Origin of the sequence: Streptomyces sp. AA4 (genome assembly GCF_000158875.1) — a bacterium.
In the GTDB taxonomy this organism is placed as follows: Bacteria; Actinomycetota; Actinomycetes; order Mycobacteriales; family Pseudonocardiaceae; genus Amycolatopsis.
Map to the genome: position 1 here is coordinate 52,034 of NZ_GG657749.1, position 14,321 is coordinate 66,354.

Sequence of the window (14,321 nt, forward strand, 5' to 3'; positions counted from 1 at the left end):
CTGCGGGCATGGACACGATCACGGACCGCGCCCAAGCACTGCTGCAGGAACGGCTCGGAAGCATTCGAGACCTGGAGAAGTACGCGCAGGAAGCGTCGTCGGCGCGTGACGCGCTGCGCGCTGCCGAAAGCAAGCTCGCGGACGCCTGGACGGCGGCGACCAAAGCGGGATGGACTGTCGACGAATTGCGAAAGCTCGGGATCGAGCAGCCCGGCTCACGACGTGGCGGGCGGCCCCGGACGGCAGCGTCTCGCCGTGGATCGGCCACCAAAAAGCGCGACGCGTCCACCAAAAAGCGCGACGCGTCGACTGAGCGGGAACCCGCGCAAGCCGCGACGGACCCGGCAGCCGGCGATGCGGAATCCTCCGCTCAGTAGGTAGTGCCGCTCCGCTCAGTGCTGCGTCGTCGTGCGGCGGGCCGCGTACACGACGCGTAGGGCCCGCCCGAGTTTGTCTCGGGCGGGCCCTACACATTTTTCGTTGGCGGCGGGTTATCGGATTCCGCCGTCCGGTCCGAACGAGGCGGGCCGATCTCGTTTGCGGTCGCGCCAAGTGTGGGCGTCGGTGATCTGTTCGTTGGTGAGCCCCTGCTGCCGCGCGACGGCGAGTGCGCGCCGGTAGGCCTGGACGTCGTCGCGCGTGACGGCATCGCCCAGAGCCTGCAGGGTGTGCTGCACCTCTGCCAATGAGACGCTGGTGGCGTGCTCTAGCAGGTCGCCGGTGACAAGTCGCCGGCGGTCAATGACCACTCGCCGTGGGGCGAGGGCGTACAGGGTGTTGCCGTGAGCGTCGGTTTCGGTGGCGACGACCGTTCCGGTTTGGCCGGCGAGTGCGCCGGAGGTGATGCGGACGAATTCGCCGATGACGAAGCGGTTTTCCGTCGTGGTCATGGTGAACAGTTGTCCTTTCGGAGCGACAAGGAACCGGAGCCCGGGGCGGTGCTGCCCCGCCCCGGGCTCCGGTCTTCGGTCAGTGGGCGGCCGCGGCGATTTCGAGCGCGCGCACGGCGTGGGTTTCCATCTCGTGGGCCTTGTCGGCGTCGCGGTCGCGGATGACCTGGGCGGCGCTGGTGACCGCGTGCATGACCCCTCCGGCGGTCGGGTCGCCGCCCTTGAGGAAGTGCGACAGGATCTCGTCGCGCTGCGCGTCGGTGTAACGCAGCTCGGTCTTGACGCGCTCAACGGTGTCCGACGGGGCGGTCACCTCGGTGGCTGCCTTATCGGTCATCTCGGCGATCACCTTGGCCAGGTAATCGGCGTCCAGGAGCGTGCGCACGGCGTCGACGGTCTGCGATTTCACGAGTTCCAGGTTCTTGCGCTGGGTAGCGTCGCTGAACCGGATCTGGCCGTGGTCCATGCGGCCGCCCAGGTGCGGGGACCGCAGCGCGTCGCGCTGCATCGTCATGCCGTTCTGGCACACCTGGATTTCCAGGCGCGGGGTGATCGTGAACGCCCCGTGTCCAACCTCGGAGTTGGTGATGACGAATCCCGCGAATACCAGCGGGTTGTCCGCGCCCCGGTCGCCGGTGAAGGGCGAGCGGTAGTCGGCCAGCAGCTGCGGCGCAGCGGCCGCGACAGCAGGCGAGCTGACGCGCACGTACATCCGCTTTTCCGACAGGTCCGCGCCGGTCACGTTCGCGTCGATCCCGGTGGAGCGCAGGCCTTCGAGCGTCGCGAGCAGCACGTCGAGATTGTCGACGATCCGGTACTGGTCGGACAGGAACGCGCGCGCGATGCCGTCGCCCTCCGAGCCGTCGGTAAGGCCCCGCACGAGGAACGAGCGCTCGTCCCGCTGCAGCCACCCGTTGACGTTGGCGTCCCACAGCTCGGCGTGGTCCTCGCGGAGGCGGCGCACGTACGGGGTGGGGATGCCGAGCTTGTCCGCGATCTCCGCGTCGGCAACGGCGTTCGGAGTGAGGGCGGCGTCCCGGGTGGTGACCCCGTCCAGCGAGAGCACCGGCTCGCCCGCGTCGCGCACGACCAGGCGGCCGCCCTCGGCGCGGATCGCAGCCGCCGGGGCGACGACGTCCAGTCGCTGTGCGCGCTGCTGCTGCAGCAGCGCGGCGATCGCGGCGAGGTCGGTGTTCGAGGCGGTGGTGATGACGTCCGACATGTCGTTCCCTTTCGGGTCGGATTCGGGGTGGTGAGCCCCTGTTCTGTACTGACATGTTCAGTCTAGCGTACCTGTTCAGTCATGCGCAATCGTCTTGGCGAAAATGTCCGGGAAGATCGCGGCGCGCAGGTCGCGTCCGCCGATCGGGCGGCCTTGTTTTTCTTCGTCCCCGCCGTCTTTTTGGGTTTTTCCGCGCGCGGTTTTGCCAGCCAGCCGGCACTGCGTCCGCTCCGGGGATGCGCGGCGATGCGCAGGCTCCCGCGTGCCAGGGCGCGGGAGCCTGCGACGTGCGATTTAGCGCGCCCGGACGGCCGTCGGGACCTGCCGCGCGGAGGCGTGTCCGGCCTCTGTCCCGACCGGGGCGACGCGGAGCACGGTGGGGTCCTGGACGGACAGGAAGTACTCGCCTCCCGCCTCGGCGAGCGCCTCGACCGCGTCGGCCTCGGCCGCCGTCCGCGCTTCCCAGCTGTCGGGCCCGTCGACGTGGACCGGCACGGAGTGCAGCACTGTTTCGGCGACGATCACGCGGTATTCCATCATTCCCCCTCGCCCGTCGCGGGAACCTCGGCGGCGTCGATGATCGCGACGACGGTCACGCCCGTGACAGTGTGCGAGGTCTGGCAGTCGGGGCAGGCGATCACGTCGCCGGGCGACCAGGTGCCCGCGATGATGTCGGGGTACTGCTCGCAGTCCGCGTCGACCGTCACGATCGCTGCGGGCCGGGTCGGGATGTCGCTCAAGTTCATCGTGCATCTCTCCTTGCGTCGGGGTGGTGGGCCCCTGTTCCGTACTGACATGTTCAGGTTAGCGGACATGTTCAGTCATGCGCAAGCGCGTGGCGTGCGTCGGCCGGAATACGTGCGGGGAGCGCGGTCCGGACACCACTCCGGTCGCGCTCCCCGCTGTCAGTGCGAACTACGACTCGTCGAACCGGTGCCGGTAGCTGCTGGCGAGCTTGGCCGGCGGGGTGGGCAGCGTGCCGCCGGCGCGCTTGCGCGCGGCTTCGACGGCCGTGGCGACCGCGCCGGCGACCCATCCGCTGTCCGACGTCCACAGCCCGGCTTCCCGGTCCTCGCGCATCGCCTTGCGCATCGCCGCCAGGTCCTCGTCGGGGACCTCGAAGCTGCGGCTTCCGCCTTTGACGCCCTCCGCCGGCGGCCGCTCGACCCGAGCGGCGCGCTCCTGCGGGGTGAGCTGCGCGAAGCGGGAAAGTGCTCTCCCGATCCAGGATGCGAACTTCTCCGGTCCGCGGATCCGCTCGCGCTCGTCGCACTGCCAGTCGGCCAGGTAGGCCGCGCGCGCGTCGTCGAAGTCCGGCAGCCTCCAGTACCACGCGATGCGCGTGTGCCCGGGCGACGGCACCTGCGGTTTGCGCGGAGCCCTCCGTCTCGGCGCGGCCTTGCGCCCGACGTCCTGGTCCTCGCTCACGACGCACTCCTTTCACGCGCCCCGCCGGGGCCGCCTCGCATGGACATGGTCAGATTAGCGTACATAGTCAGACGCCGCGAGAGGCGCGTCGGTTTTCGCGCCCGTCTCGGCCCGTCGGCGGACCTCCCGCGGTGCGGCCTGCGGCCCTCCTGGCGGTGGCTATGCTTGTGCGTGCCGCGCGGGCTCGGGGTGGTTCCCGATGTTCTGTACTGACAAGTTTCGCGGCGAAGTCCCCGCCCCCCTCCGGGCGGGGACTTGTTTTATGCCTCTCCGCCGCCGGTAGCATGAATGAGGGTGGCCGGCCGCAAAGGACCGCCAACCCGGGGCGACGTCAGTGCAGGTGCAGGCCCGCAATGCTCAACACCAGCACGACGAACATCGTCAAGCGGGCCGCCGTCAGGGTCAGTTGACCTGAAATCCTGACGGTGAGCCCGTCCCTCGCGTGGTGTCCTCGGAGTCCTGTTATTCGACGGCGGCGAGGATTGCTCGCCGATGGTCAGGCCACATCCGTCCGAGCACCTGCTCGTGGAGGTCGTCGACGGACACCCAGCGTGCGTCGACGGACGGGGCCAGCGGCGGCCTGCTCGTGGCCGCGAGGTCGATGCGGACGGTGTAGGTGCAGGTCCATGCGTGCAGGGTGTGCGGCCGGCTGATCGGGCGGATGGCGCGGATGATCGTCGCGGGCTCGTTTTTGGCGACGACGAGGCCCGTTTCGGCGCGGGTTTTGCGTGCTGCGGCCGCGATGATCGAGTCGCGGGCGAGCGGGCGCAGCCCGTGCCGCCAGTCGGCAGGAGTGCGGCCGGCGTCGGCGGGGATCGCGTAGCCGCCGGGCAGACAGGGAATCCGGCCCCTGTCGGTGTCGCGGCTGGTCAGCAGGACGTCTCCGCCGGCGGTCGTGACGACGGCGTCCGCGACGACCGCCTCGCCGTACCAGTAGGCGTAGCCGAGTCCGGCGGGCAGCCCGATCCGGGGGTCGGCCAGCAGCTGCGGGTGAAGCGGGTGCAGCGGGCGGCCGTGCTGGTCCAACGCCCAGCCGCGGTCGCGGAAGTGCCGCTGCAGCCCCGGTTCGACCATGACGGTCGGATCGTCCTGCGTGGGGAACTCCGGGTCGAGCGCGTCCGGGTCGACGCCGTCGCGGTTGGGGTGGCGCAGCGCGTCGTAGCCGGGCGGGACGTGCGCCCGGCCCGCCACGGCGGGGGACCATCCCGGGGTGTCGGCGTGCAGCCGGCGACGGTAGCCGGGCTGCGGCGGGCCGGCGAGATTGCCGGCGATCTCGTCGAGGTCGGCCGGGGTGTAGTCGCGGCCGTACCCCTGTCCCCAGCGGTTCTCGTCCGGCAGCCGCCGGGCGTCTTCGTCGATCGTCACTGCGGTGACCCTTCCTCGCAGGTTCCCCGGGCGAGTTCTTGACGGTGGCCCGGGGAACCTGCGGTCAGGTCTGGCGATCGTCGGGTTCGGGGCGTCGGTGCCCTCGGCCGGGGCCGGGCCGTCGACCGGGCCGCTGCGCCTGGACGGCGAGCGCGGCCTCGCGCGGGTAGCCGCGGACCTCGCGCACGCCGTAGTCGGCCATCAGATGGCGCACGCTGTCCGGGGTGATGCCGTACTGCTCGGCGAGGGCGCGAGTTCCGATGAGGCCGTGCTCGGCGCGTCGCGTCTCCTCGCCGTCGTCAGCGTCGGTCCGGGGCAGCGGTTCAGGTCCGCGAGACTCGTCGGGAACGGTCATGCACGAACCGTACCGACACCGGCGCGAAGGACCGCTCAGTCAGACAGCCGGGTGTACGGGTTTCCCGGCGGGTACTCCGGGACCTCGTAGGCCGGTCCCTGGTTCTTCCCGCCTACCGCCTGGTTGCGGTTGCTGGCGGAGTAGGTGCAGCCGGAATGAGTGCAATAGCCCTCGCTCGTCGCGGGGTGGTCGTTGAGGCATTTCTGCTGCTGCGGTTTCGCCATGAGGTCCTTCTTTCCGGGCGGGAATCCTGACAATCCGATGTTGTCACACGTTCCGTGTGACTTGTTTTTTTGGACGAGCATTGTCATGGATCTGCCCAGAACACAGAGAGTGCTCACCATGCAGCTCGGAGCGATGGCCTGTGTATTTGTCAGATAATGACGTATTATCTGACAAGCTGGGTTTCGGCTCCTGCGGGAACGTCCGCGCGGGCCGCACCCCTTTCGCGCGTGTTATCTGACATTGAGGAGGCGGGCCGCCCGATGGCCGCCGGAACGCTCCTGACCGCCGTGGCGGACCCGTCGGCGGACGGCGTGCCGACCGCGGACGCGCTCGCCTCGTTCCTGCGGCACCTGGCCAACCGGCGCGGCCGGTCGGGCCGGATCACCTCGCCCGAGACCGTCCGCTCCTACACCACCGCCCTGCCGAGGGCGTTCGCCGGGATCGCCGGCCTCGGCGAACTCGACGGCGGCGGCCGCGACCGGCTGCACGCCAACATCCGGACCGCATGGGGAGACAAGGCCCCGTCGACGTTCAATGCCCGCCGCGCCGCCGTCGCCTCGGCGCTCGCCTACTTCGACGAGCAGGAGTGGATCGAGGACGCGGCCGCGGTGCTGGCCGGGCTCGACCGGGAGCACCAGCCCAAGCCCGACGACACCCGCGTCCGCGACCGCGAGCAGATCGACCGGCTCGTCGCCGACAAACGCCGGTCCCTGGAGGACCGGACGCTGTGGTCGATGCTGTACTCCACGGCCGCCCGCGCCGAGGAAGTGCTCGCCCTCGACATCGAGGACCTGGACCGGGCCAACCGCCGCGCCCGCACGATCCGCAAGGGCGGCAAAGCCGACGACCTGCTCTACGACGTCCGCACCGCCCGCATGCTCGGCCAGCTCCTCGGCCGCCGCACCACCGGCCCGATCTTCCTGTCCGCCCGCCGCGCACCCGACGACGGCACCGTCCCCGCCCGCGACGTCGACCCCGTCAGCCGCCGCCGGCGCATGACCTACCGTACCGCCGAACGTCGCCTCGGCGCCGCGACCGGCGGCTGGGACCTGCACGACCTGCGCCACTCCCGCCTCACCCACGCCGGCGAAGACGGCGCCACCGAAGCCGACCTGATGAACCTCTCCGGCCACGAGGACCGCCGAACCCTCCAGCGCTACCTGAAGCCCAGCAAGGAAGGCACCCACCGCCGCCTCGACGACATCGACGCCCGCCGCAGCACCCGGCCGCCAAGCGCCGACGAACTCGCCGCCCGCATGGCATACCCGCCCACGCCGACCCGGAAAGGCACCGCCTGATGGCCCGATTCCAGCGATTGACCCGGGAAGATCTCAACGCCCTTACTCGCAACGAACTGCTGCCGCGTCTGGAACGCGAGCAGGAATACTGGGCACGCAAGGAAAAGCGCGGTATGTCCGCCGCCGACCAGCAGGCGCGGAAAGAGTTCACGGACATGGTGTTCACCGTGCTCAACCCGGACGGCCTGGCCAGCTCGATGAGGGAAGACACCGCCTGGCTCAAAGGCGAACGCCCGACGTCCTCGTCCTACTGGGACGAAAAACCAGGACACGACCAGCCGTAGCCCGAAACCGCCTACCACCCCAGCCTGTCGAGATCGCGATGGGTCGGGGGCGTCCGCTCGAAGTCGCCGGGACGCAGCCAGCGGACCGGCACCCGCACCGGCGACACCTCGGGCAGCTCGACCGTACGACCGGCGGCGTCGCGCAGCAGCCCGTCGACCGAGTACTCGCCCGGCGGCAGCCCCAGCTGCTCCGCCTGTTCGAGGGTCAAATCCACCCTCACCCAGGACCGGGACACCACCCGGATCCCCTCGGCCATCGGCGGCGCAGCCGCGGCGTCGATTTCGGTCACGGTCAGCCGGAACCGCCCGCCGCGCAACGTCTGCAGCCGCCACCACTCCGCAAAGCCCCCGGCCTCGTCCCTCGCCGGATACCGGGACATCGGCAAGGAATGCGGCACCTCGACCACGTAGGTGTCGCCGACACGCACATCCCGCGTCCGCACACCAACAGCATGCGCCCACCCCGCACCGCCGCAGGCGTCGGTGTCGGCGAAGGGCTTGCCGCCGGGTCTACGGTTATGGTTCGTGAGCAGCGAGGAGTACTGAGGTGGGCGCCGCCGAGACGGTGCGGGTGCTCGTCCCGGACCACATGGACCTGCACGGCGTGCTGGGCCAGGCGATCGAGTTCGCCGGGTCGCTGCGGCACGCGAACGATCCCGCCCAGCGCGGCGAGGGCGACCCGTGGCAGCTTCCCGGCCAGCTGATCGCCCCGGAGCTGGAGGCCGCGCTGGACGCGATCCTGCTGCACGACCCGCGCTTCGACCACTTCGCGATCGGCGACCACCGCCGCGAAGACGCCGCGATCGCCCTGGCCTGCGACCGCACCGGGCACATGGGCGTCCACATCGCCACCGCGACCCGCACGCAGCTGGAACGGCTGGCGGCCGCGGCCGCCCTGGTGGACCAGGCCGAGGCCACCGCACCGGAGGACCGGCTCCCCTCGCTCCAGGAGGTCGCCGAGTTCGCGGCGGAGTGGCGGCGATTCGAGCAGGACGAGGACGGCGACCTCGACGCGTCGCTGTCGGCCTGGCGGACCGCGACGCGGATCCTGAGGCTCGCGATCGCCGGCACGCCCTCCGAGCGCCACCGGCCCGCGCGGCTCTACGACCCCGAAGCCCGCCTGACCCCGGTCGCAGACACCGCCGGCACCAGCCCGGCCGCCGATACCGCGACCCTGCTGGCCGCGATCGACGCCAGCGCCGACCGGCCCGTCGACCTGGACGCCGACGCGTTCGCCGCCTACCGCAGGCTCACCGTCGAATGGCACATCGCGATCTACGGCGACCGCGCCGACAGCATCGACAGCCTGCTCGCCTCCTACACCTACTGACCCCGCCCAAGGGCCCCGGCCGCTGTCCGGCCCACGCGGCGTCAAGCGCGGCGGGCACTGCCGTGCGTGCCGGGACGCGCACCACCGGCCGCGCCCAGGAAGAAAACGGGCAGGCCGTTCCTTCCGCGCTCCACGGTGCTGACCAGGTCCGACGTACAGGGTCTGGTCTCAGACCCGGGCCAGCAGGGCGGCGCGCTGCGCGACCTCGGCCGGAACGCCGAGCTGCAGCAGTTCGGCCACGCGCCTGCGGGCCATGCCGAGTTCGTCGTCGCGGTGTTCGGATTCCATCCGGCACAGCAGGTACGCGGCTGCTTCGTCCGCCTCGGAACACATGAACACCAGCCCCGACCAGCGACCGCCTCGGCGCTGGCGTCAGAGGTGCGGGTTCCAGCAGACGAAGAACCGTTCTCCCCGGTCGGGGCGGATGCCGCCGGGGATGCCGAACACCGTCTCCAGGTCCAGGCGGTCCTCGGGCCTGCGGACCTCGAACCCCTGGCACTGGTAGAAGCCCGCCAGGTCGGGCCGGTCGGCGGGGATCTGGCCGTAGACCAGCGGGTAGCCGTGCGCGAAGAAGATTCTCCTGGCCTGGCCCAGCAGCGCGGCGCCGAGGCCGCGGCCGCGGTGCGACTCGTCGACGACCAGCGCCGACACCTTCGCCAGGCCGACCGCGCCGACGGCCAGGAGCTTGCCCTGCTCCCGGGAGTTGGCTCCGGCGTTGCGGGCGTACGTCACGTAGTTTTCGGCCACGTGCACGGGCGGGAACACGATCTCGGCGCCGACCACGCCGTGGTCGCGATGCGCGGCGACCAACACCACCGCGGCGACCGCGTACGCATGGAACTGGTCGTGCTCGGCGGCAGCCCGCGCGATCGCGTGCGTGAACGCCTCCCGACCGCGGTCGCCGCCGCCGGCCGCGAGTGCCGCGCGGTGCGCCGATCCCATCGCCCCGGACCGGATCGCCTCCGCCAGCACCTCGCCCAGCGTGGTCCCCGCGACCGGGGCCATCCGCTCGACCGCCGCGACATCGTCGGCTCCGGCCAGCCGGATCACCACTCCCGGCGCTCTGGTCGTCGAGCCCTTGATCAGCTTCCGCTCAGTCAACTTCGACGCATTTCCGCTCACCGCGACGATGCTTCCAGCGCGCGCCCGCCGCGGCGAGAACACGGCCCGGCGCGCCGGTCAACATCACCGGACAGGCCCATCAGCCCGCAGCCCCGGGAATTCCCGCGGGGGTGTCCCTATGTGGTTGTCAAGCCGCGGTGGGCGTGGGGTGCCGGTAGTGGGTGCGGTTGCGGAGCATGGCGTAGAGGACGTCGCAGCGGCGGCGGGCGAGGCAGATGAGGGCGGCGTTGTGTTTCTTGCCTTCGGCTCGTTTGCGGTCGTAGTAGGCCCGGCTGGTCGGATCGGACAAGGCGGCGAACGCGGCCAGGAAGAACGCTCGTTTCAGCTGGCGGTTGCCGGTTCGAGCCGGATGCTCACCTCTGATTGACGTGCCGGAGCTGCGTTGCGAGCTGCTCGATTACCAGCCTGGCCGCTGTTTCCACCGTGTCCCGAAGTGTGGTGCGCACCGGCACTCCGTGCGCGCGGGCCAGGTGCACCAGGTACTTGTTCCGTCGGGGATCGGGGCAGTCCGGGGGACAGCCGAGCACGACGGTCCGGCCTGCCGCGACGTCGTAGCCGAACTCGACGTTCGTGGTCATCCCTGGCAACGACACCATGTCTCGCGGGATCCAGTACATGATCGCCTTCGCGTGCTTCCTGGACGCGTTTTCCCAGGTGAACTGGTTTATGTACCTGCGGGCGCGGACGGGGTTCTCCGGTGTCATCACCGCCAGCGGTTCCGGCTGGCGCCAGAGCCGACCGAACAGGTCGACGGCGTCGGGCCGCCACGAGGGCACGGGTCCGCCGGAGACCGCGGTCGGCCCGGCGAGGAACACGCTCGGCTCGTCCGGACCGGGGAGCGGTTCGCGAGCCTGCACGAGCCGGATCATGCCGCCGCCTCCGCCCGCTCCCGCTGCTGGCTTGGCGTCCACGGCAGCGACAGCCCGTCGCCGGGGGAGCGGGGCACCAGGTGCCAGTGCAGGTGCGGCACGGTTTGTGTCGCGCACGGGCCCGAGGACTGGATCAAGTTGTATTGGCGATAGCCGAGCTGGTCGGCCAGCTCGGCCGCGCACGCCGCGGCGTAGCCGGTGACGACCGGGTCTCGATGGCCCGACTCGACGTGAGCGTGCGGAGCGACGATCACGTGGCCGGGGATGATGCGCCGTCGCGGGTAGAACGCGGTCGCCGAGGCCCAGCGCCGCACGATGTCGGCCGGGTCCACTTCGGACGGATCTCCGCCGGGAGCGGCGGGGCAGAACGGGCAAAACCGCAGTGCGGAAGTAGTCATGGACTCAGCATCGGCGGCGTGCACGGCATCAGGACAGGTGTTTCCCAGTGGCTTCCGACCGGACAACAGGAAACGGGAGACGCTCGCGGCTCGTGATCCGAACCGTCGCGGGACGGCAGGCCTGCCGGGGACAGTGCGGTAATGCCTGGCAGGCCCTCGGCCTCGCCCTGCGCGGCCTGTCCGCTGCTCTCGTCCCCGTGGCGCGATCGCGGCGGGCGAGTGCGCGCACGCCGCGGTGATCGACGCCAGCCCGTTCGCCGCCACGCTGCTGCGCGCAACTATCGCGGCGATCCTCTTCGGTGCGTTCGCCTTCGGGCGCAAAGGCATCGCCGGGCTGGCAGCCGAACTCGAGGAACCGCCGCCGAGCCGCCTCGCCCTCCGGAAGCCGCAGCGGCGGCTGTACCGGCCGGCGGGCTCTTCACCGCAGCGGCGCGTCTCCGACGCCGAGCAGTCAGTCGGCAGGCGGCAACGACAGCTGGCTCTGGTGGACGCGCACGCGTTCTGCGAATTCGGGGCAGGACGCGTTGATCAGCGCGGTCGCGAGGTCGGCGCGTCCGTCCGGGGACCGGTCGCGCCAGTAGAGGGTTTGGCAGCGGGTGACCTGCGCGACGCGGTCAGGGACGCTGTCGTCGACCAGGACGAAGAATTCGTCCGGGTGGTGGACCTCGTAGGGCAGCTGCGCAGCGGCTTCGTCGTCAACGGTGAAGCCGCCGTCGTCGCTAAGCACGATGTCGGCGCTGCAGGCCAGTGCCGCGGCGTGCACGTGCCGGTCGTCGAGGTCGGTGCCGGGGAACGAGCCGTCGACGGTGAAGTCTTCGACCCGGCCGCCCTCGAACACGTTCGTGATGCGATCGCGGATCGCCGTGATCCGGCCGCCTTCCCATTCGGGGTGGTTCTTGAGCAGGTGGTAGATCGTTTCGGCGAGCACGTGCTCGCTCCAGTAGACGGTGTAGATCTCGCCGGGCGCGCCCAGCTGCAGCAGGCACAGCCAGTCGCGCAGGGTCCGGGAGTAGAGCACGTTGGCGTCGACGAACACTCGCAGGGCGGCCACCTCGCCAGGCTATCCACCGGCTCGCGCGGACGGTGCATCCTGGCCGCGCGAGCCGGTGGGGTCAGTCGTCTTCCAGGGCGCGCAGTTCATCGAACGCGGCCAGCTGCCGTTGCCGCCGTGCGCTCCGCTCGGCGAGCACGTCACGCGTCCGCAGCCGGGTGTGCGTGCCGACCTTGCGCGCAGGGATCTCGCCGGCGTCGATTTTGCGCATCAGCGTCGGCCGCGAAATGCCGAGGATCTTGGCCGCCTCGGTGGTCGTCAGCTCCTCGGGCAGCGAACTGACCGTCACCGCACGCCCGGCCGCCACCGCCTGCACCACCTGCGCGATGATCGCCGACAGCTCGGGCGGCACCTCGACCGCGGACCCGGACGCCTCCGCGCGGAACAGCGCCCTGCCTTTCGCGGGCAGGCGGCGCACCACCTCAGCGGCCTGCCGCTGATCGCGCTCGTCGGTCATCAGGACGGCACGGTCGTTCGCTCCCGCCAGCGTTGTCGACACGGGTCATCACTCCTCACCACTCACCGCGTGCAGCAACAACCGCACAACCGTGCACTTGTAACTGCAACATGTGTCCATGAGACCACGTGCACCCTGGTCAGGGCAACCGCGAACGGGGTCAGGTCACACCGCCGCCTCGAAATGCTTCTCCAACCGTCAGCTGAGCTTGAGGACTCTTCACGAGTTCGGTTCCTTTGCTCTGGCTGCCCGTGACGGGGTGTCCCTTCACGACGAGCCGTATAGGTCGTTATACATGCGCGGGCGCGCTGGTTGGTGCCGTCGACGATGCGGAGCAGGAGGCCCGGGCAGGGAACGGCGAGCTAGGAGACGGAAACGAACGGCTTCCCGCACCACGTGCACACGATGCCGCCCCTGGCGAGTTCGCGTTTGCTGGCATAGATCTTGCGCGGGGGTGTGCAGCTGCACTCGGCGCGCAGCTTCGCCCCTCCTGACGTCAACCGGGGTGCCCGCGGCTCGATGTCGGGAACCGGATGTGCCTGCAGCACGGCCCGGATTCCCTCGATCTCCTCGCGGTAGGCCTCCTTCGCGTCGTCGGGCAGGCTGAGCACGGCGAAACCGCCGGTCTGCTCCACCGGCTTGGTCGGGTCCGTCTCGGCGCGCAGGCCCACCTCGGCGGCGAGCTCGGCGAAGCGTTTGTTGTGGTAGCGGCCTCCTCGGCGCACGACCTCCTCGCCCCGCACGTCCGCGAGGGTGCGGGCGGCTTCGCGCAGCACCGACACGGCCACCGCTGGCGCGGTTTTCGGCAGGGGCTCGGCGGGGTAGTGGGCGTTGATCGGCGGCGCGGTGACGGGCAGCTCGGGGTGCAGTGCCTGGACTGCGGCCCACAGCCGCGCGGCGGCCTGGTCCAGCTCGTCGCGCCCGGCGTACCGGACGCCGGCGGCGTTCCTGCTGCTCATCGCTGTTGCCTTTCATGGTCGGCCTGCCGAGGACGTGCTGCCCTGGCATGCCATGACGATATTCGGGCTGGACGCGGCGGGCGCCGCCCGGGCGAACGCGTCCCGCCGCCCGCCTGCGGGCCGCATCCTGCCGCAGCCCGGCCCGGATGCCCGTAGGCTGCAAGGCGGACGGGCCAGCTAAGCCCTGGCCCGTCCGCCTGGTCTCTCGGATGTTTTCGGTCTTGTCAGCGGCTTTGCGTTGCGCCGCAACCGTCCTTGCAGCACACCCACACGGTCGGATCCACATTGGACTTCACGAAGTAGTGGCCGTCTCCGTTCGCCGGGTCGCACCGCAGCATGGCGTTCACCTCCCTCCGCCCGTTGCTGGTGTCCAGGTCGTCAGCAGCTGCGCACCGGCGTCGGTCGAGCGGCACCGGACGAACACGCACGGGTCGCCGCTGGTGCGGCGGATCCAGCGGCGCTCGAGCTCGGTCTCGCGCACCTGCGGAGCCTCGGTGCCGGTCAGCTCGGCGTGCTCGGCCAGGACGCGCTGCACGGTCGCCGCGTCGCCCGCGCCGAGGACGTGCCAGGCGCCGTCGTCGGTCTCCCAGCTGGACAGCTCCGTCATCGCTGATCGCCTCCGCGGCTGCCGGTCCGGGCTTACTGCGTGGTGCAGGACAGGCACATGACGCCGGTGCAGGGAGTCCCGCACTGGCTGCACCTGTAGATCGGCGGCTCGTAGCACAGGACCGGTACGGGGATCCGGTTGCGCTTGGCTTTGCCGTTGCCGACCAGCCATTTCGCGTCGTCCCAGCCGATCGCGGCGTCGTCGTTCGCGCGGATCACCGGATCACCTCGACCAGGTCCGTGCGGGCGTGCAGGCCTTCGGCGGTTTCGTGGTGGCGGCCGGACGGGTCGTGGTAGCGGCCGTCTGCGCCGCGTGACCACACCCAGCACCGGTCGTCGCGCACCTCGTCGCTGTCGGGCGCCGGGCCGACACCGGCTAGCCACGTCCGCGGCGGCGTCGTCATGGTGGACACTGGAACCTCCTCGTGCGAAACGGGGAACCTCCGGCCGGGACGGCGACTG

The 14,321-nt window shown here is 70.8% G+C and carries 23 protein-coding genes and 1 pseudogene; 4 read left to right on the forward strand and 20 right to left on the reverse strand.

Annotated features, from left to right (window positions below):
- Nucleotides 1-8: 8 nt before the first annotated feature.
- Nucleotides 9-377, forward strand: coding sequence for a hypothetical protein (locus SSMG_RS42065; RefSeq protein WP_037719559.1), 369 nt, complete (start codon nt 9-11; stop codon nt 375-377).
- A gap of 114 nt (nt 378-491) precedes the next feature.
- Here SSMG_RS42065 and SSMG_RS42070 read toward each other — a convergent pair whose 3' ends face one another.
- From SSMG_RS42070 to SSMG_RS42105, 8 genes are all read right to left on the reverse strand, one after another.
- Nucleotides 492-890 carry a hypothetical protein gene (locus tag SSMG_RS42070; RefSeq protein WP_009086669.1) on the reverse strand — a complete coding sequence of 133 codons (399 nt, stop codon included), beginning with the start codon at nt 888-890 and terminating at the stop codon, nt 492-494.
- 79 nt (nt 891-969) lie between these two features.
- Nucleotides 970-2,112: a hypothetical protein gene (locus SSMG_RS47510; protein WP_009086670.1), complete on the reverse strand. Its 1,143-nt coding sequence runs from the start codon at nt 2,110-2,112 to the stop codon at nt 970-972.
- A 294-nt stretch (nt 2,113-2,406) separates the two neighbouring features.
- Nucleotides 2,407-2,649: a hypothetical protein gene (locus SSMG_RS42080; protein WP_037719561.1), complete on the reverse strand. Its 243-nt coding sequence runs from the start codon at nt 2,647-2,649 to the stop codon at nt 2,407-2,409.
- The gene (locus SSMG_RS42085) at nt 2,649-2,858 is read right to left on the reverse strand and encodes a hypothetical protein (protein ID WP_009086674.1); all 210 of its coding nucleotides are present in this window, start codon (nt 2,856-2,858) and stop codon (nt 2,649-2,651) included. The genes SSMG_RS42080 and SSMG_RS42085 overlap by 1 nt, the downstream gene beginning before the upstream one ends.
- A gap of 169 nt (nt 2,859-3,027) precedes the next feature.
- The gene (locus tag SSMG_RS42090; protein ID WP_009086676.1) at nt 3,028-3,540 is read right to left on the reverse strand and encodes a hypothetical protein; all 513 of its coding nucleotides are present in this window, start codon (nt 3,538-3,540) and stop codon (nt 3,028-3,030) included.
- A 462-nt stretch (nt 3,541-4,002) separates the two neighbouring features.
- Nucleotides 4,003-4,905, reverse strand: coding sequence for an NUDIX hydrolase (locus tag SSMG_RS42095; protein ID WP_009086678.1), 903 nt, complete (start codon nt 4,903-4,905; stop codon nt 4,003-4,005).
- Nucleotides 4,906-4,969: 64 nt separating this feature from the next.
- A complete protein-coding gene (locus tag SSMG_RS42100; RefSeq protein ID WP_009086681.1) occupies nt 4,970-5,260 on the reverse strand; it encodes a hypothetical protein in 291 nt (96 codons plus the stop codon).
- Nucleotides 5,261-5,295: 35 nt separating this feature from the next.
- Entirely contained in the window at nt 5,296-5,484 is a 189-nt protein-coding gene (locus tag SSMG_RS42105) for a hypothetical protein (RefSeq protein ID WP_037719565.1), read from the reverse strand.
- 228 nt (nt 5,485-5,712) lie between these two features.
- Between SSMG_RS42105 and SSMG_RS42110 the strand changes: the two genes are divergently transcribed.
- On the forward strand, nt 5,713-6,783 hold the full coding sequence (locus SSMG_RS42110; protein ID WP_158688184.1) for a site-specific integrase: 1,071 nt from the start codon (nt 5,713-5,715) through the stop codon (nt 6,781-6,783).
- Nucleotides 6,783-7,067, forward strand: a complete 285-nt coding sequence (locus SSMG_RS42115; RefSeq protein WP_009086687.1) for a hypothetical protein — start codon at nt 6,783-6,785, stop codon at nt 7,065-7,067. The genes SSMG_RS42110 and SSMG_RS42115 overlap by 1 nt, the downstream gene beginning before the upstream one ends.
- Nucleotides 7,068-7,078: 11 nt before the next feature.
- Here SSMG_RS42115 and SSMG_RS42120 read toward each other — a convergent pair whose 3' ends face one another.
- The gene (locus SSMG_RS42120) at nt 7,079-7,510 is read right to left on the reverse strand and encodes a hypothetical protein (protein WP_009086688.1); all 432 of its coding nucleotides are present in this window, start codon (nt 7,508-7,510) and stop codon (nt 7,079-7,081) included.
- A 104-nt stretch (nt 7,511-7,614) separates the two neighbouring features.
- On the opposite strand from SSMG_RS42120, the gene SSMG_RS42125 reads away from it, so the two are divergent.
- The gene (locus SSMG_RS42125) at nt 7,615-8,397 is read left to right on the forward strand and encodes a hypothetical protein (RefSeq protein WP_009086690.1); all 783 of its coding nucleotides are present in this window, start codon (nt 7,615-7,617) and stop codon (nt 8,395-8,397) included.
- Between the two features lie 168 nt (nt 8,398-8,565).
- Here SSMG_RS42125 and SSMG_RS45900 read toward each other — a convergent pair whose 3' ends face one another.
- The 11 genes and pseudogenes from SSMG_RS45900 to SSMG_RS42175 form a co-directional block, all read right to left on the reverse strand.
- Entirely contained in the window at nt 8,566-8,730 is a 165-nt protein-coding gene (locus SSMG_RS45900; protein ID WP_158688185.1) for a hypothetical protein, read from the reverse strand.
- Nucleotides 8,731-8,769: 39 nt separating this feature from the next.
- A complete protein-coding gene (locus SSMG_RS42130) occupies nt 8,770-9,498 on the reverse strand; it encodes an N-acetyltransferase (protein WP_159396496.1) in 729 nt (242 codons plus the stop codon).
- Between the two features lie 148 nt (nt 9,499-9,646).
- A pseudogene (locus SSMG_RS44215) lies at nt 9,647-9,901 on the reverse strand (transposase); the annotation flags it as partial.
- Nucleotides 9,873-10,388 carry a nucleoside 2-deoxyribosyltransferase domain-containing protein gene (locus SSMG_RS42140; RefSeq protein ID WP_009086699.1) on the reverse strand — a complete coding sequence of 172 codons (516 nt, stop codon included), beginning with the start codon at nt 10,386-10,388 and terminating at the stop codon, nt 9,873-9,875. The gene SSMG_RS42140 and the pseudogene SSMG_RS44215, both read right to left, overlap by 29 nt.
- Nucleotides 10,385-10,786, reverse strand: a complete 402-nt coding sequence (locus SSMG_RS44220; protein WP_234392925.1) for an HIT family protein — start codon at nt 10,784-10,786, stop codon at nt 10,385-10,387. The genes SSMG_RS42140 and SSMG_RS44220 overlap by 4 nt, the downstream gene beginning before the upstream one ends.
- A gap of 451 nt (nt 10,787-11,237) precedes the next feature.
- Nucleotides 11,238-11,837, reverse strand: coding sequence for a PIN domain-containing protein (locus SSMG_RS42150; protein WP_009086704.1), 600 nt, complete (start codon nt 11,835-11,837; stop codon nt 11,238-11,240).
- 61 nt (nt 11,838-11,898) lie between these two features.
- The gene (locus SSMG_RS42155; protein ID WP_078561319.1) at nt 11,899-12,336 is read right to left on the reverse strand and encodes a helix-turn-helix domain-containing protein; all 438 of its coding nucleotides are present in this window, start codon (nt 12,334-12,336) and stop codon (nt 11,899-11,901) included.
- A 320-nt stretch (nt 12,337-12,656) separates the two neighbouring features.
- Entirely contained in the window at nt 12,657-13,253 is a 597-nt protein-coding gene (locus SSMG_RS42160; RefSeq protein ID WP_009086707.1) for a hypothetical protein, read from the reverse strand.
- Between the two features lie 343 nt (nt 13,254-13,596).
- A complete protein-coding gene (locus tag SSMG_RS42165; RefSeq protein WP_037719571.1) occupies nt 13,597-13,860 on the reverse strand; it encodes a hypothetical protein in 264 nt (87 codons plus the stop codon).
- 32 nt (nt 13,861-13,892) lie between these two features.
- Nucleotides 13,893-14,078: a hypothetical protein gene (locus tag SSMG_RS42170; protein ID WP_009086714.1), complete on the reverse strand. Its 186-nt coding sequence runs from the start codon at nt 14,076-14,078 to the stop codon at nt 13,893-13,895.
- On the reverse strand, nt 14,075-14,321 hold a 247-nt coding region (locus SSMG_RS42175), incomplete at its 5' end, for a hypothetical protein (protein WP_286157114.1). The genes SSMG_RS42170 and SSMG_RS42175, both read right to left, overlap by 4 nt.